Source organism: Nostoc sp. C96 (assembly GCF_059384975.1).
In genome coordinates this window covers 658,827-676,046 of sequence record NZ_CM182020.1, presented here as the reverse complement: position 1 = coordinate 676,046, position 17,220 = coordinate 658,827, and the positions used below count along the sequence as shown (strand labels likewise).

At 40.4% G+C, this 17,220-nt stretch carries 12 protein-coding genes; 4 read left to right on the top strand and 8 right to left on the bottom strand.

What is annotated here, in order from left to right; translation table 11 throughout:
- Positions 1-361 precede the first annotated feature (361 nt).
- Positions 362-1,828: a diguanylate cyclase gene (locus AC504W_RS02985; RefSeq protein ID WP_494876174.1), complete on the top strand. Its 1,467-nt coding sequence runs from the start codon at positions 362-364 to the stop codon at positions 1,826-1,828.
- 14 nt (positions 1,829-1,842) lie between these two features.
- Here AC504W_RS02985 and AC504W_RS02980 read toward each other — a convergent pair whose 3' ends face one another.
- The 3 genes from AC504W_RS02980 to AC504W_RS02970 form a co-directional block, all read right to left on the bottom strand.
- Entirely contained in the window at positions 1,843-3,072 is a 1,230-nt protein-coding gene (locus AC504W_RS02980) for a DUF4336 domain-containing protein (protein ID WP_494876173.1), read from the bottom strand.
- A 142-nt stretch (positions 3,073-3,214) separates the two neighbouring features.
- Positions 3,215-4,657 (bottom strand): cardiolipin synthase, encoded by a 1,443-nt coding sequence (gene cls / locus AC504W_RS02975; RefSeq protein ID WP_494876172.1) that lies wholly within the window; start codon positions 4,655-4,657, stop codon positions 3,215-3,217.
- A 9-nt stretch (positions 4,658-4,666) separates the two neighbouring features.
- Positions 4,667-5,503, bottom strand: coding sequence for an endonuclease/exonuclease/phosphatase family protein (locus AC504W_RS02970; protein ID WP_494876171.1), 837 nt, complete (start codon positions 5,501-5,503; stop codon positions 4,667-4,669).
- Positions 5,504-6,053: 550 nt separating this feature from the next.
- Between AC504W_RS02970 and AC504W_RS02965 the strand changes: the two genes are divergently transcribed.
- Positions 6,054-6,554 carry a DUF1648 domain-containing protein gene (locus AC504W_RS02965; protein WP_494876169.1) on the top strand — a complete coding sequence of 167 codons (501 nt, stop codon included), beginning with the start codon at positions 6,054-6,056 and terminating at the stop codon, positions 6,552-6,554.
- A 39-nt stretch (positions 6,555-6,593) separates the two neighbouring features.
- Here the strand turns inward: AC504W_RS02965 and AC504W_RS02960 are convergent, their stop codons facing one another.
- From AC504W_RS02960 to AC504W_RS02940, 5 genes are all read right to left on the bottom strand, one after another.
- Positions 6,594-7,685, bottom strand: a complete 1,092-nt coding sequence (locus AC504W_RS02960) for a protein kinase domain-containing protein (RefSeq protein WP_494876167.1) — start codon at positions 7,683-7,685, stop codon at positions 6,594-6,596.
- A 477-nt stretch (positions 7,686-8,162) separates the two neighbouring features.
- Positions 8,163-10,397: a glycoside hydrolase family 57 protein gene (locus AC504W_RS02955; protein ID WP_494879528.1), complete on the bottom strand. Its 2,235-nt coding sequence runs from the start codon at positions 10,395-10,397 to the stop codon at positions 8,163-8,165.
- An 88-nt stretch (positions 10,398-10,485) separates the two neighbouring features.
- Complete coding sequence (locus AC504W_RS02950; RefSeq protein WP_015113556.1) at positions 10,486-10,716, bottom strand: NifU family protein; 231 nt, start codon at positions 10,714-10,716, stop codon at positions 10,486-10,488.
- A gap of 410 nt (positions 10,717-11,126) precedes the next feature.
- Positions 11,127-12,884 carry an ATP-binding protein gene (locus AC504W_RS02945; RefSeq protein WP_494876163.1) on the bottom strand — a complete coding sequence of 586 codons (1,758 nt, stop codon included), beginning with the start codon at positions 12,882-12,884 and terminating at the stop codon, positions 11,127-11,129.
- Positions 12,885-13,042: 158 nt separating this feature from the next.
- Complete coding sequence (locus AC504W_RS02940) at positions 13,043-13,279, bottom strand: hypothetical protein (protein WP_096584059.1); 237 nt, start codon at positions 13,277-13,279, stop codon at positions 13,043-13,045.
- Positions 13,280-13,747: 468 nt separating this feature from the next.
- On the opposite strand from AC504W_RS02940, the gene lepA reads away from it, so the two are divergent.
- Complete coding sequence (gene lepA / locus AC504W_RS02935) at positions 13,748-15,559, top strand: translation elongation factor 4 (protein WP_096584062.1); 1,812 nt, start codon at positions 13,748-13,750, stop codon at positions 15,557-15,559.
- A gap of 373 nt (positions 15,560-15,932) precedes the next feature.
- The gene (locus AC504W_RS02930) at positions 15,933-17,120 is read left to right on the top strand and encodes a glycosyltransferase family 4 protein (protein WP_494876162.1); all 1,188 of its coding nucleotides are present in this window, start codon (positions 15,933-15,935) and stop codon (positions 17,118-17,120) included.
- Positions 17,121-17,220 lie beyond the last annotated feature (100 nt).

The following is a 17,220-nucleotide window of genomic DNA, read 5'->3' as shown; positions in this document are numbered from 1 at the left end:
AACACAAGAGCATCAGGTTATACCAATTTGAAAAATGATTGTGAGAAATTGAGTTCTGAACAGATGATCAATAAACCCTTCCATCATCCAAAATAGTTTTAGTTCGTTTCCTTATCTATATTTTTCATGACTCATTTAAGATTGCTATAACTGGCTTAAAATCTCGTAAAATTCATATTAATGGCTGCAATGGAAACACAAGTTTTAGCAATTGCATCATACTCAGCAATTTCCATGTTAGTAACTTCACCTAGAACAACTTAATTTCTTAGTCAAAGAATGTTGCTCACAGACTACTGAATTCACTTGTTAAACTTTAAGTTACCCATACACTTTTGTCGGTTACTAAAGTTGGAAATTAATGAATAAACAGGTGAATGCAATTCGAGTTGCATGGTGTAGTCCACTAGATTTGCCTCAACTAATAAATATTCCCCTCAATTTTGAGTGGATGCAAGTTGATATTGCAACTTTATTTGAGCAAGATTTTGACGTGATTGTACTCGATATCAAAGCTTTTGAAAATTTGGAGCAAGCCAAATATATGTATACTACTGTTGGTTTGCCAATAGTAGTCTTAGTAGAGACAATTGAGCAAGAAACTGCTGTTCTTTGCTGGTTAGAAGCAGCAGATGAAACCTGTAAACTTGATGCTATTAATCAGCAAATAGGTTTACGTTTACAGCGCAGTATTTGGCATAACCAACAAAAGCATTTATTTAGTCTGGATAAGTTAACAGGAATTGCTAATTTTCGCAAATTTAATGATTATGCCATCAAGCTTTTAACATCCAACGAAGAGGTAGAACCTGTATCTTTAATTTACTTAGATATTGATCGGTTTAAATTTATTAACGATCGCTATGGTCATAATGTCGGAGATCAGATATTACAAGAGATTGGACAAATTCTTCAAAAGTACTCACTAGGAGCAAGCATCGTCGCTCGGACAGGCGGCGATAAATTTGCTATTTGTATGGATGGTTGTATGGTGCAGGGAAAAGCTTTTGCCGAATTTCTCAGAACGCAGATCGAAACTCATGAATTCAAGCTGAATGACACGTCTTCTGTGCATCTAACAGCTTCATTAGGAGTAGTTACGATGTCAGGACATTCTTCCGTTGAGCAATTATGGCAAGAAATCAATCAATGTATCTATGCGGCCAAGCAAAAGGGACGTAACCGCGTTGTCACCTCAGAAGAATTTGAGGCGATCGCAGACGCTTCCGGTCAAGATAAACTAATCACTGATTTTGAGCATCGCATTCGTGTCACTGCGGAACGAATGATTAGTGAAATGGTGCTGAAAGCCAGTCGTTTAGCCAATAAATACCGCATAGAAGCAGAACATGATGGCTTAACTGAGGTGTTTAATCGGCGCTATCTCGATAGACTACTAGCCCGTGAGATCGAAAAATATCATAAATATCAGCAACGGCTAACAATCTTGCTCCTCGATTTAGATAATTTCGGTGAGGTGAATCGTACCTACGGTTTTCCTACTGGTGATCAAGCTTTAAAAACTGCTGCAAAAATATTTACAACTCATATCCGAGCAGGAGATTGGGTTACACGCTACGGTGGCGAAGAATTTTGTATTGTTATGTCCAACACTGACCTCAATACCGGATGTCAAATAGCTGAACGAATTCGCCTAGCTTTGAGTGAAGAAATCATCACAGCCTACAATGGCCAGCAGTTTCACCTCACGACAAGTATTGGAGTTGTTGAACTAATGGCAGAAAATAACCTTGTGTCTTTTTTGCAACAAGCCAGCGATAAAGTCCGAGCAGCTAAGAAAAACGGACGTAATCAAATTTGCTTTTAAATCCCTACAACCTTTTAGATTTTCTCCTTCGCCGGTGGGACAATTCCACTCTTATTTAAACCTGCATCAATTTCTCTAAGAATTTTAAAATCGTCCTCTGGTAAAGGATAACTACTACTATTAAACAAACCTGTACTGACCATTGGTTGTTTTTCTAAAAAAGAAAATGCTTGGCGAAATTGCTGCGGTTGAGCTTTAATTGGTGCGTCAAAATGACAGGGAATCACCCACTGAAAATCCCATCTGGCGACTTTCTCCGCCCAATCAAGCGTCTCCTTTGGTGCGCGGTTAAGAATGAGAGTTTGTAAAACTGGTGCGACAAACAAACGCCCATCTCCGCGTAAAGCGTGAAATGACCTCTGCCAGTTATCTCGCCATTTAAAGGGAAATAACCCAAAATAAGCCTTTCTAGAGCGTTCTGTGGCTTTTAAAGCATCACGGAACACCTCGCCCCATGTAGGTACTTCTAAAGCACTGGGTTGAAAGTATAAAGCAAACAGTGTGATGCGTTCCCATCCTTTGCGGCGATTTGCTTGATTGTCAGCCACAACATCCGAACCTTTTTCTTTGGCGTGGAATAATAAAGGATAGGGATCGAGTTGGACGATCGCTGGTGGTTCTTCTGGTACAGATACTACCGCATCTGTGACTAATAAAGTGTGCGATCGCTTATGAAAAAATGCCACTTCTGTAAACTTACCAGGGCCTAAATCAATTGTCTTTAAGATTGCATAGTCCAACTCATCAGCAAAAGGCGCTAGACTACTATCTTCTGGCAAAACTTGAGTAAGTTTTGCAGGTAAACCCAACCAACTTAATGGTAAATTCAACGGGAAACTCCATTGATTCGGCGCAACAAACACCTGTGCATTAGGAAAGCATCTCGCAAAAGGGCCGACAAAAACTTTGTGTTCGATACCAGAGATAGTTGGCAAGATAATATATTTGATATCGCCATGTTCTGCTACCAACTCCTGAACAAGTTGAAAACATTCTTTTGTTGGTGCAACAGGTGCATATACCAGTAAACCACCTGCATCTAGCTTGACAACAGTCATCCGAATCGGCACAACAACGTAAAAGATGCCTTGTAATTGGTCAAAAGTCCAAATAGTGTTTTTGATGACTTCTTTACGAATTGTCCGCCGCCTGCTATATGGGTAGAGTGGCACAATCGGCCAAAATGGCCAGGAAATATCTTTTGGATGAATTTGTTCCGTTACTGCACGTTCATCGTGAGCCACCCTGAAACCCCTCCGAATTCCCAATATTTAAGTTTATTTGTGATCTCCGAAGTTGGAGTTTAGCAAATTCTGGAGCTAAGAAACTAGTTTATTTGCTTTTGTTTTTGTCTTACGCAGAGAGTTAAGGAGCAATGAATAGAGTTTACAACAAAGGTGTGAGTAAGCGAGATATTCTCACAGCTAACTTGAACCACAGAGGTTTTTTATCATATTCAGAGAAATTTACTGTAATTGAGGCAGCTAAATCAGTTTTGAGCATTTTCTCAACGCTATGAGCAAATTGAGCATTGATTATAAATGCCATGACTTCAAAGTTGAGAAAAAATGAGCGATTATCGAGGTTGACTGTGCCTACTCCTGCTAAATCATTATCGATGAGGATAATTTTTTGGTGCATAAATCCATGTTTGTAGCGATAAAATTTGATATCTAGAGCTTTCATTTCGTTGTAATAGGAGAAAGAACACAGATAAACAAATAAGTGATCAGGTCGGTTTGGTAAGATAATTCGCACATCAACACCGCGCATTGCTGCTAGTTTTAAGGCTGTCAAAGTTGAATCATCTGGGACAAAATAGGGAGTAGCAATCCAAAGACGAGTTTGCGCTTGATTAATTGCATTAACGAAAAAAAGTTGACAAGCTTTGTGTTTATCAGCGGGGCCTGTGGGTAAGATAAGTGCTGTTTGGTTAGCTTCCCTATTAGGTTGCACTTGCCAGTTAACATCGATAACTTGGCGATTTGCCCAATACCAATCTTGCAAAAAAGAACTTTGCAGACTTTGAACAGTCGGCCCTTGCAGTTTGATATGAGTGTCGCGCCAAGGACTCAGACGGCGATTTTTACCCAAATAGTCATTACCAATATTTAAACCACCAGTAAATGCAATTTCACCATCCACAACTAAAATTTTGCGATGGTTGCGGAAATTAAGTTGAAAACGATTACCTCTACCTTTAGTAGTGTGAAATGCGCTCACTTGAATTAAATTTTGGCGCAGAGAGTTGAGATAAGTGTGAGGTAATTTGTTAGAACCAATTTCGTCATAAAGAAAATAGATGCGTATACCTTGTTTGGCTTTAGTAATTAAAGCTGCTTGAAATTCATTACCTGCTGCGTCATCATCAACGATGTAAGATTGCAACAAAATATAACTTTTTGCAGAGGCGATCGCACTCAACATTGCTTGATATGTTTGCTGTCCATCAATGAGTAATTCCGCAGCATTACCTGATGTAAAGCAAATGCCTGTAAATGTTTCTGCTAATGGTTCTAGTGATTTTAATTTCTCTGGGACTGCAACCTGAAATTTAGTTATTTCACTATAAGCTTGATGAACTAATTTCTGGTGTTGAGCAAATACTGAGCGCAAGGCTTCGGCGTATCCATGAAATTTTGTTCTGCCTAAAATCCAGTATAAGGGGAGAGCCAGCCAGGGAAAGGTGATCAGAGAAATACTCCAAGCGATCGCTCCACGGGAAGAACGCACTGTCATGACTGCATGGGCTGCATGGGCAATTCCCAAGGTATGAACTACAACGGTAGCTGCACTAAAAAAAGTGAGGATGCTAATATCTACAAGCATCGTTATTTTTCACATATCGACATAACTAAATTCTGCCAGCAATGGCTTGTGATCGGATGAATTAATTTCGTCTAAAACTTTAGCACTAGCTGGTTTTTCAGTTAAGCCTCGGTAAAAAATATAGTCTAAGGGGGGTGACAAAAGGAACCTTTTAATCTTCTTGCTTTCCTGGGTGGCAAATTCTACTGATTTTAAGCCTAACTTAGTGATAGCTTTATCTAAAAGTATTGCTCTTTGGCGATTCCAAGTATTAAAATCCCCAGCAAAGATAATCGCCCCGTGATGTGTAGATAATGCTAATTCTATTTCTTGCAATTGAGTTTTAAATTTGTTTATATCTACAAAATTAATTAGATGGCTATTAATAGTTAAAAGTGTTTTTCGTTGATTAGATAAAGAATATTCCGTAATTAATGAAACCTTGGGCGTATTGACTAAAGGCTCATAATGTTTAGTTACTATAGCTTTTTTGCTAACAGGACTAACATTAGCTGCTGTTAAAATACCAGAATAAGTTTGATGATGAGCATCAATAAAATTAGGCGCGTAAGCCCAACTGAAATTTGTTAAACCAATAATTTGTTCTACACCTACACCCATCCGCACTTCTTGGAAAAAGATTAAATCTGGCTGGTACTGTCTTAAAATTCGGTAAAAGTCTTTAAACCAAATTTTATCAAAGTTATTTTTAGCTATATTCCAATTTAAAACTTTAATTGAGTGAGGATTTAGTTCTGTTTGCAGTTTATGACTGTTACCAAGGGTTGATTCATGGGTGCGAATGAATCGATAAGAGGGAACAAACTGTCTGGCGAACGTGGCGATATTTTCTTTGAAGTCAGACATGACTCAAATTTAACTAAACTTAATCTAGCTTAACTCTTGACTCTTGCTTTGCAGAGATGGAAAGTAGGATTTTAGGGTGTTTGCTCTTAAATTATCGAACAGAATTCAGGAGTCATAATTCATACCAATTTGAAAAATGATGGCGACAAATTGATTTCTGAACAGCTTACCAGTAAACTCTTTATCAATCCAAAATCCAAAATCTAAAATCCAAAATGGTATCAGCTTGGAAATTCTCTGCGAGTGGCGGATAGCGTCTCGCAGAGAGCGTCTGAATCCCCGACTAATTGATTCTGATACCATTTCACGAAAAAAATGAGACAAATTTATGGGTTTTTCATTCTTTCCCCCTGCCCACGCCAGTCGCTACAAGTCGGGAAACCCGCCCAACGCGCTGGCTCCCCTGCGGTCTATTTGTATCAAACTTAAAGTGAAACGGTATAACTCCTGAATTCTTCTTCAATCCCAACATATCTTCTACGTCCTCTCAAGACATTTACTTTTTTGTCAAAATAGATTAGAAACGAATTACTCTAAAAAAGTTACTAATATGAGTCGTTATAGACCTGTTCTAGTAATTCCTCAATCATCTTCAGCACAAATACTAAATTGGATTGCACTGGCAGGACTAGTGGGATTATTTGGTATTGCTATTCACGCTTGGTTGACATTACCAGAGACTATACCCATCCATTTTGAAATTGATGGCGAAGTCAATAGTTGGGGAAGTAAAAAAATTCTCTGGCTGTTAGCAATTATAGCTTTAGCAATTTATGGATTTTTAACATTTATCAGTCGTTATCCTCATACATTTAACTATGCAGTGATCATTACTGAATTAAATGCTTTACGGCAGTATCAAATTGCTTGCTCAATGCTGAATTGGTTAAAAAGTGAAATAGTTTGGATATTTGCTTATATTGAATGGCAAATCTTCCATCTAGCAACTATAGAAAACCCCCATTTAGAAATATGGTTTGTTCCTGTATTAATCATAATTATATTTGGGACAATTGGATATTGGTTGAGTCAATCTTTTATGGCTCATTAACGTTAAGCTATTTACTGAAATGTTGATAAAAATGCCTCTCTAAACAGAACTTAAGTAAGAATTAAACTGACGATGCAACTGTTTGTGGTTGAGTTTAGCTTTCCATTCTCGAATTGCGATCGCCGTTCTGTTAGTCGGTGATATATATGCTTGTGGAGGTGTTTGTTGTGGTTGAGACGGAAATTCTCGCAGAGGCTGAGTTGTTAAACAGTTGCTTAAATTGGGTAAATTATTCTCTATATTTAAAGCTTTAATTACCTCATCAACTGTTTTAAAGCGATCATCTAAAGAAAATTTCACCATCTTGCCTAAAATTTTGGCAAAGCGATCGCTAATATTCACTTCTTTTTGCCATGATATCTCACCTGTGGAGATATCCTGTTCAAAGTCTAGAGGCCCTTTACCAGTCAACAAATAAAGACAAGTGACTCCCACTGCATAGATATCACTGGCATAAACTGGCCGCAGTGCAAACTGTTCTGGAGGTGCAAACCCCATTGTTCCAACAAAATTAGTACTTGCAGTTTTATAACCAGAGTCTTCCGCAATATCAACTAACTTTTCTTTAACTGCACCGAAATCTATCATTACTAACCGCTGATCATCTTCACAGCGCAACAAGTTTTGCGGTTTAATATCTCGATGAATAACGCGATTTTGATGTATGTATTGTAATATTGGCAAAATTTCTCGTAAAAAGTGTTTCACTTCTGTTTCAGTTTGAGTGCCGTTCCGCTTGACTTCCCGTGCTAAAGTGTAGCCGCGCACATATTCTTGCACTAAATAAAACTCGCCATTTGTTTCAAAGTAGTCTAAAAGCATAGGAATTTGCGAATGACTACCAAGTTGCGCTAAAGTTTTGGCTTCTTGCTCAAAGCGCTGACAGGCTTTTTGCCAACTTTTAGTACTAGTTGTCTTTGGGCAAAGTTGTTTAATCACACACAGAGGGTTGCCTGGTAATTGGGCATTTCTGGCTAAAAAAGTAATACCAAAACCACCTCTACCTAAAATTCGCAGGATGATGTAGCGATCGCGAAATAGCTGCGTGGAACCACACAATTGAGCCAGTTGATTCTTTTGTGAACTGTACTCGTTTTGAAAATTAGTCATGTTTCCAGAAAAGCGATTCATGGTTCAAAAACAGCTACTCTGTGTTGTCTTCAATTTAACTATAAAAATATTTTTTTGCCAGTATCATTACTGCTTATTTGCAAATTCTTGCTCTATTTTAAAATTCATCCGTAATTCAAAATCAAAGTTTTATAATTTTTATACAAATTTATCCGGATTACTGAGATGACTGCAATATTACAGCAGATTGCAGATGAATGAGGTACAAATTTTCAGTACAAAACGCCGTGTGCAACTTTATGTCAAACCTAACCCCCAACCCCTTCCCTACAAGAGAAGGGGAGTAATCATCAAAGTTTCTCTCCGTTGCGGGAAGAGGAATGGAAGTGGGGTTTCAAAAATAAGTCGCACATCGCGTTACAAAGCTATATATTAAGAGGCTTTCAATCTTTCTATTGTAATTAGCCAACTACGAATAGAAGCAGATCTAGGCTGAAGCAATTCATTTCACACTTCAGCCTAATTAGTCATAGTTGATTATGGAACTTCAATCGGAATCAACGCATTTTCTGGCAAATAATCGCAGAAACGCCCATTATCAGACTGCACTAAAATCAAGCGCAAGGGATAATCTGGTGGCACTTGCAAATCTGCCCAAGGCACTGATAACTCTAAACAGGTATCTAAAGCTACTTGGGCGCGACTACAGCGGGGTTGCCATTGATGATTCTCTGCGGCTTCTCGGAACTGCACCGATTGTGTCAGCAAGTTAATTTCTAGATGGTGGTGATACAAATAATTCACTGGTGCTTGCTGTGGCAAATCTGCTAAGGGAATTGGGCTATTGTGCATTGTTTTCTCAGGATAGAACCACAGCAGATTTAGCTCTGGTGGTAACTCATTTCCTGGTGCTACACCACTTTTGAAGTCCAACCTTAAATAAAAATTCAGGTGATCTACCCCATACCAAAGTCGTTGGACAATGCTGCTGTTGTGCATTGTACCTCTAGCACCACCAATTTCTATTCGTCCAGCTTTGTCCCAATCTTGTTCATCACCTCTGCCATCAATTACGGGGTGAATAAAGCTTTCGGGAATATGGTTGGCTTTAACTTCATGCACCTCTACAGGCTGTGAAAGATAGGCTGGTATTGGTTCATTTAAGGCTTTGTAAATGCCACATAAATGTTCTCGAAATAACTGATCAAAGATGGCATCTTGATTGGAAGAATGTCCTTCACCAAACCACCAAAACCAATCTGAACCCTCGGCAGCATATAAAGCCTCCCATGCGGCTGGGTTGCTTTCTTCTGTGGCTTCAGGATGGCTGGCCAGCACGGCTCTGGCATGGGTCAAGTAGTCCCAAGCTTTATTTTTCGCTGGGTCGCCAATCCAAGTGGTGAAGCTACCATCTACCCAAGAACCGCTGTGTAATTGTTCTTGGGGGATAGTGGCTGTGGGCGGAAATTGTTCGATAAATTCCGAGACTGTAACAAGTTGTAGTTGGGGGTCGTTACTGAGGTTTTGATATAAAGCTTCGAGGAAGAGTTTGCCGTCTTGGGGATAAAATTCCCAACAATTCTCGCCATCCAAGGCGATGGTAACTAACCAAGGTTGTTCGCTGGGGTTTTCGCGTTGTTTTTTAGCGATCGCTTGCAAATGTCCTACTAAGTTAGCGGCGGCTTGTTTTGGCTGCATTGACCCATAAGTAAAGCCAATTAAATCTGACAATCTATGGTCACGGAAGACAATGGCCAAATCACCTGCTGGGGTTGTTAAACGATAAGGTCTATACAGTATTTCTGGTTGCTGGACGTTACCTGCGCCATCCCGATGGAAGAAGTGTTTGAGTGTCCATCCTAAAACGGCCTCATCCGAGCAAATCCACTTAAACCCTTGCTTAATAATATACGGTAAAACTTCTGGACTAACGGATTGTTCTGAAGGCCATAACCCTCGTGGTTCTTGACCAAAACGGTCTGTATATAAATCCCAAGCTTTGCGTAAGTGGCGGGGAATATCTTCTGCCCATTGAAAGCGATGCTCTGGCAAGGTCATATTTGGCACTGCCACCCGACCAGCATTGGTATCAGCCAGCAAGGGCATAATCGGGTGAGTGTAAGGCGTGGTAGTTACTTCTAATTGCCCCGTCTGTTGCATTTTCCGGTGTTGAGGAATAATGCGGCTTAAGATTTGGCGTTGTTTGGCATAAATTTGCTGGCGATCGCTTAAACTAAAATTCCGCCCCTGTTTTAACCATCCAGCAATTTCTGGATCATCCCAAAATAGCGGATCTATCCAAGCTAAGTTGTGCCAAGCCAGCAAATCACTGTAATCTGCTAATCCCCAATTTGCCAAACACCAAGCTGGCCCTTTTTCTTGTCTTTGTTGATACAATTCGGCATAGCGCGGATGCGGATCAATCAGCGTGTGGTGATTGGCATCAAAAAAATGTTGGACAATAAATTCTTGCTGATACTGGGTGAGTTGTTCCGCAGGAGTTAAACTAGCTGTTAAATAAGGGTCAAAAGCTGTACCAGCAATGTAGTCTTCTAATTGCAATATCAGAGAAGGTACCAGATTCACCGTTTGGTGTAACTGGGGATACTGTTCGAGAATTAATATTAAATCTAAATAATCTTTGGTGCCATGCAAGCGTACCCAAGGGAGCTTGTACTGTTGAGTAGATGAAAGTGAAACGCCGCTGTCAGGAGATTTGTACAGCGGCTGATGTTGATGCCAAATAAAGGCAATATAAAGTGGATGGGGCATATATTAGGTAGTGATTAAGAAAGTATGAAGTATGAAGGATGAAGTATGAAATTTCATACTTCATCCTTCAGCCTTTTTTTACTAGTCCCTAGATAACTTGCTCAACTTCAGCGATTTCAGGAATCATTTCTCGCAGGCGGCGTTCAATACCCATTCTGAGGGTCATTGTAGAGCTAGGACAAGAACCACAAGCACCTTGTAACCGTAATCTGACCACAGGGCCATCAAGTTCCACAACTTCTACATTACCGCCATCAGATATCAAATAAGGGCGCATTTCATCTAAAACGGTTTCTACGTTGTCAAGTGTCAGTTCCATTGTTTTAGACCTGTGAATTTAGTGATAGTTATAGGTGTGAGTTCTTCGTAGATTTTTGGCACTACTAGTGAATCAACACCCATAAATTTGTTTTTTGGCTTTGTTAAATCAATCCTAGATCTAATTGTCGCTAGATTGCCTGCCATGCTTTTACCTTTCTGATTGTAGACAAAACAATCACTAGCGACTCAACAAAAAGTAGCATCAAGCCGTCTTATGGGATTCGTGAACTTACTCATGAACAGAGATGAAATCCATCATAACTTTACCTTACTCCCCACCCATAGATATAGTGTTTTCATATACAGTCATCAAAAAAGGGCGTAGGGGTGGAATAAAGGATGGTGATTGCGTTGGTTTTATACCCTCACATCCAATCTCAACATCCCAGCTTTCTGCTTCATGCCTAATTAACAGGCGCAGTCTAAATTATTGTCTGTTGATGAAACAATTACTGGTCGTTGATACAAAGGCACTGTAAACGTAACGGTTGAGCCAAGTCCTTCACCCAGACTGTAGAAATGCACTTCACCACCCATTGCTTCAATCAGCTTTTGGGAGATGGCCAGTCCCAATCCTGTACCGCCATACTGACGAGTGCGGGAACCATCTACTTGAGAAAATAATTGAAATAATTTATCTTGTTTGTCTAATGAAACACCAATTCCGGTATCGGCTACTCGGACTCTCACCAGACCAGGAAATTGCTGTTCTTGAAATTTCACCTTTTTCTGTACTATATCGGCAGTGATAGTAATACCGCCTTCATGGGTAAATTTAATTGCATTATTTACCAAGTTCAGCATCACTTGGAGCAGCCGTTGATAATTGCCTTGGACGACGATTTCATCGCAGGTGGTGGGAATTTGCATCCGAAAGCTGAGGTTTTTCATCTCTGCTTGGGGACGCATGAAACTTTCGACACCACAAAATAGCTCATCTAACTGGACGGGAGCGCAATCTAATTCCATTTTGCCTGCTTCGATTTTGGCAATGTCCAAAATATCGTTGATGATGTTGAGCAGGTGGATTGATGATTGATGCGCTTCTAAGAGAAACTGATGTTGTTCTTCAGGATCATCTGCCATACCCTCTAAGATTAACTTCAAAAAGCCAATCATCCCGTTGAGGGGAGTGCGAATTTCATGGGAGACGTTGGCTAAAAATTCACTTTTGAGGCGTGAGGCTTCTTCAGCTTTTTGGCGGGCGGCTTCTAATTCTTTATATAAAGTAGCATGAGCGATCGCCGTTCCTAATTGATCGGCTACTTCTTTGGCTAGTTCAAGTTCGGCATTTGTCAGCGGATAGCATTCATCTCGCACATTTAGGGCAATCAAGCCATTTGCTTGGTCTTGATAACATGTTGCTACTACTAAAACTTTCTGCTCTGGACACAGTGCATATTTCGCTATCTCCATCACCACTGGTTCTAAAGTAGCTAACGCTTGAGCAAATGCTGGCTCAGAAGCTACATCTATTTCTAAGCCAAGCATCGAACTCCGTTCTGGCTGATGATACTCTGCTATAACTCGCACTTTTGAGCTAGAGGGCTGATAGGGACAGATAATGCAACGTTCTAGCTTTAGGGCTTTACCCAAATTGTCTACTGTTTGCTGCCATATAATGTCTAAATCCAAAGTTCGGCGAATATTTCTAGTAATTTTATTTACTAGTTTTTGATGTTGCTGCGAACGTAAAGCCAACTCGATTGGTGTAGGCGCTTTTGGTGTGTTACTGAGTTCTTTTTGCTCAACTGTTGCCTGTAATAACCGTCCCATCACTACAACTGTAGTGGCGGCAGTTCCTAGTGGCGGCATGATCGGACAAATTACTAATTCCAACTCGCACAACTCTTGGTGGTAGCGAAACCAACACTGCAACTTTTCTGGCACCAAACTTTCTAAAATTCGGTGCAATCGTTCTAGATAAGCTACCTTATCCACAGGAGTAAAAATTTCCTCATCATGGCTACCATTCACTATTTGCTCAGGGTTTAATCCCAGAACTTCGCTGTGCTGCCAATAAAATGACAGGTAGCGGCCTGACCCATCTTGCATATAGACCAACTCAGCACCGAGAGTTGGTAAAGAGCCATCCGTTTGATGAGCTATGTCTTCCAGATTTTGAGAAAATAAGTTTGGCAATTGGGAGTTGGCAGTAATAGTCATTTAATCGAGTTGGGTAGACAAGTGGCAACTCAATACAGTTTTGCTCAAGCTACTAAAAGCTTTTACATACTTACATTGGGTGTTTTGGCTGTGATGAACACGATGATTGACAAATTTGATAGTTGTGTTCTTGTCTATAAAAAGCTTTTTTGTGGCTGTCAATCATTCCATTCACCTCTAGGCGGCACAGGTGTACGGTAAGGAGTGCGGGTTAGTTCATCATCTCTAGGAATTTCACCCCGTAACCATTGGCGAATTGCTACTTCGATGACTTTGCTAGGGTCGTTGGTGAGATGCTGAATTTGCTCTAGTAATTCAGAATCTAGGCGGACAGCAATTTCTACCTTATCGCCTTGTTTTTGCTCCCCTTCGGTAGCTCTCTCTTTCATATTCATCGGTTTATATACTCTGAATGTGTTTTGTCTAAAGCTTTGTAAAGTAGTTCTACTCAAGTTTCGGGTTAGTTTACTGACAAATCTTCAAGGTATAGTTACATAGTTCCCCGAACTCTTACTAAAAGTAACAGCTTGAGATTTTTAAGTGGCAATTTTCATAGAACTCACTCTTTCAAGGCTCTAGAAGTTTTGTCAGTAAATCAGTAGCTCCGAGCATTTACGAGGTGTAACTGCCCACGCTTTCTACACTATGTACTTATATATATTTATTGTACGCTGCTGATAGATCAATACCTGCAAGGAAAAATAGACTTAATTATTAGTCAATAGTCATTGGTCATTTGTTATTGTCCCTACCCTCTACCCTTACTTCATACTTCATAGCAGCGTCTTGGCTAAGAAAGCATTAAAATACATGAAGTAAATCGCTCTTTATAACCTTGGTTGCTGCTTCAGCAAAGATAGTATATGACTGACGTTCCCGCAGTTCGCATTCGCAATTTCTGTATTATTGCTCACATTGATCACGGGAAATCAACCCTCGCCGATCGCTTACTGCAAGCTACTGGCACTGTTGACGTGCGGCAGATGAAGGAGCAGTTTCTCGACAATATGGATTTAGAACGGGAGCGCGGCATTACAATTAAGCTGCAAGCTGCCCGAATGAATTACACTGCTAAAGATGGTCAGCAGTATGTATTAAATTTAATTGACACTCCCGGACACGTAGACTTTTCTTATGAAGTGTCTCGCAGTTTAGCTGCTTGTGAAGGGGCATTGTTGGTTGTAGACGCATCTCAAGGTGTGGAAGCGCAAACTTTGGCGAATGTCTACTTGGCGTTAGAACATAACCTGGAAATTATTCCGGTTTTGAATAAAATTGACCTTCCTGGTGCAGAACCAGACCGGGTAATTGGTGAAATTGAAGAAATTATCGGTCTCGATTGCAGCGGGGCAATTTTAGCCTCAGCCAAAGAGGGCATAGGAATTAACGAAATTTTAGAGACAATTGTTGAACGCGTTCCGCCAGCACCCAATACCGTAGATCAACGCTTACGGGCGTTAATTTTTGATAGCTATTATGATTCTTATCGGGGTGTAATTGTCTACTTCCGGGTGATGGATGGTCGGGTAAAAAAAGGCGATCGCGTCTATTTAATGGCATCTGGCAAAGAATACGAAATCGACGAGTTGGGTGTCCTGTCTCCCACCCAAAAGCAAGTTGATGAACTTCACGCCGGGGAAGTAGGATATTTCGCCGCAGCTATTAAAGCGGTAGCTGATGCGCGGGTGGGTGATACGATTACTTTATCTAATGCCAAAGCGGAAGAACCTTTACCTGGTTACACCGAAGCTAATCCAATGGTCTTTTGCGGGATGTTCCCCATCGATGCTGACCAATTTGAAGACTTGCGAGAAGCTTTAGAAAAGCTGCGGCTGAATGATGCGGCGCTGCACTATGAACCGGAAACTTCCAGCGCGATGGGTTTTGGCTTCCGGTGTGGGTTCTTGGGTTTGCTACACATGGAAATTGTCCAAGAACGGTTGGAGCGTGAGTATGATTTAGATTTAATTATTACCGCACCTTCTGTCGTTTACCGTGTAACTACGCTCAAGGGCGAAGAGTTATATATTGATAACCCTAGCCATTTGCCTGAACCAAACGCTCGCGAAAAAATCGAAGAACCTTATGTCAAGGTAGAGATGATTACGCCGGAAACATACGTGGGGACTTTGATGGAGTTGTCACAAAATCGGCGGGGTATCTTCAAGGATATGAAATATCTTACCCAAGGGCGGACTACTCTGACTTATGAGTTACCCTTAGCAGAAGTTGTCACCGACTTTTTTGACCAAATGAAATCGCGATCGCGCGGTTATGCCAGTATGGAATATCATCTCATCGGCTACCGCGAAAATCCACTGGTGAAGCTGGATATCATGATTAACGGCGACCCCGTTGATTCCTTAGCGATGATTGTCCACCGCGATAAAGCTTATAACGTCGGCCGATCAATGGCTGAGAAACTCAAAGAATTGATTCCCCGCCATCAATTTAAAGTACCAATTCAAGCATCAATTGGTAGCAAAGTTATCGCCAGTGAACATATCCCCGCTTTACGCAAAGATGTACTCGCCAAGTGTTATGGCGGTGACATCAGCCGGAAGAAGAAACTTTTGCAAAAGCAAGCCAAAGGTAAAAAGCGAATGAAAGCTGTAGGTACAGTTGATGTACCGCAAGAAGCTTTTATGGCTGTGTTGCGTTTAGATCAAAATTAAATAGCAGCTGTTATTAACTTTATACTGCAAGAAAATTACAAGGAATGTCTAAGGGAAGATTCTCTTTACATTCCTTTATTTATTTCCTGATGGTTTTTACTCCAGCATGAAAACAAGCAAAGAATGGTGGTGTACTAAAACTCGAAAGAGGGGTTAGATACTCCATCCCCTAGGGACATTTATCAATTAATCTAGAAAGTTTCATAAGGTATTTGCGAATTCAACCAACCTTGCTACCCTGTGATCTATCCTTAAAATTATTAAAAAATTAGAAAACTTTAGTAAACATACTTACTCAATTGATTTCGTCCCCTTGTATTTTTAGATAAATCTAGTTGTTGAGAAATTTATAAAAAATTGGAGACTTGAGTATATGAAAATACTTGTATTAAGTTGGGAATTTCCACCAAGGATAGTCGGAGGTATTGCTAGACACGTATCTGAGTTGTACCCGGAACTAGTCAAGCTAGGACATGAAATCCATTTGATTACAGTAGAGTTCGGTCAAGCGCCGATGTATGAGATGGTTGAAGGGATAAATGTACATCGAGTCCCTGTAGGACATAGTAACGACTTTTTTCACTGGGTTGTCAATCTTAACCAAAGCATGGGACATCACGGTGGTAAGCTCATTTTAGAAGAAGGGGCATTTGATTTAATCCATGCCCATGATTGGTTAGTTGGAGATGCAGCGATCGCTCTCAAGCATACTTTTAAAATTCCCCTCATAGCAACAATCCATGCTACAGAATACGGGCGCTACAACGGTATTCATAACGATATCCAAAATTACATTCACGGTAAAGAAACCTTACTTGCTTTCGATGCTTGGCGAATTATCGTTTGTACCGACTATATGCGCCGAGAAGTAGAACGCGCCCTCCGCAGCCCTTGGAATAAAGTCGATGTCATATATAACGGTATTCGTCCCGAAAAAAAACAGCATCATCAAGATTTTCATGCCCAAGATTTTCGCCGTCAATTTGCCGAAGATGGTGAAAAAATTGTTTACTATGTCGGCCGGATGACTTACGAAAAGGGTGTACCAGTATTATTAAATGCTGCACCTAAAGTCCTAGCAGAAATGGGTGGTTACGTTAAATTTGTGATTATTGGTGGCGGTAATACTGATCATCTTAAACAGCAAGCCGCAGATTTAGGTATTTGGGATAAATGCTATTTTACGGGTTTCTTATCTGATGAATACTTAGATAAATTCCAAACAATTGCCGACTGTGCTGTATTCCCCAGTTTCTATGAACCCTTTGGTATTGTGGCTTTAGAAAGTTTTGCGTCTCGCGTTCCTGTGGTAGTTTCCGATACCGGGGGTTTCCCTGAAGTTGTGCAGCATACCAAAACTGGCATTGTTACCTGGGTAAACGATCCTGATTCATTAGCGTGGGGAATTTTAGAGGTTTTGAAAAACCCTGAATATCGGCAATGGCTGGTAGATAACGCTTATGAAGATTTAGAACGTCGCTTTAGCTGGCCAAATTTAGCCCAGCAAACAGAATCAGTTTATCAGCGAGTTATGCAGGAGCGATCGCAAGTTATCTGGTAATCCAATACCAAGTAAAACTGAGGATACTTACCAGAAATGCAGAGAATCAATGATTACTCTAGATAATTTTGCGTTAAAAAACATTACAAACCCTGTACGC

Coding starts and splice junctions, on each gene's coding strand:
- AC504W_RS02955 (WP_494879528.1), bottom strand. CDS start 10,397: ATGCCCCATCCACTTTATATTGCCTTTATTTGGCATCAACATCAGCCG.
- AC504W_RS02945 (WP_494876163.1), bottom strand. CDS start 12,884: ATGACTATTACTGCCAACTCCCAATTGCCAAACTTATTTTCTCAAAAT.
- AC504W_RS02930 (WP_494876162.1), top strand. CDS start 15,933: ATGAAAATACTTGTATTAAGTTGGGAATTTCCACCAAGGATAGTCGGA.
- lepA (WP_096584062.1), top strand. CDS start 13,748: ATGACTGACGTTCCCGCAGTTCGCATTCGCAATTTCTGTATTATTGCT.
- cls (WP_494876172.1), bottom strand. CDS start 4,657: ATGCTTGTAGATATTAGCATCCTCACTTTTTTTAGTGCAGCTACCGTT.
- AC504W_RS02970 (WP_494876171.1), bottom strand. CDS start 5,503: ATGTCTGACTTCAAAGAAAATATCGCCACGTTCGCCAGACAGTTTGTT.
- AC504W_RS02940 (WP_096584059.1), bottom strand. CDS start 13,279: ATGAATATGAAAGAGAGAGCTACCGAAGGGGAGCAAAAACAAGGCGAT.
- AC504W_RS02965 (WP_494876169.1), top strand. CDS start 6,054: ATGAGTCGTTATAGACCTGTTCTAGTAATTCCTCAATCATCTTCAGCA.
- AC504W_RS02960 (WP_494876167.1), bottom strand. CDS start 7,685: ATGAATCGCTTTTCTGGAAACATGACTAATTTTCAAAACGAGTACAGT.
- AC504W_RS02950 (WP_015113556.1), bottom strand. CDS start 10,716: ATGGAACTGACACTTGACAACGTAGAAACCGTTTTAGATGAAATGCGC.
- AC504W_RS02985 (WP_494876174.1), top strand. CDS start 362: ATGAATAAACAGGTGAATGCAATTCGAGTTGCATGGTGTAGTCCACTA.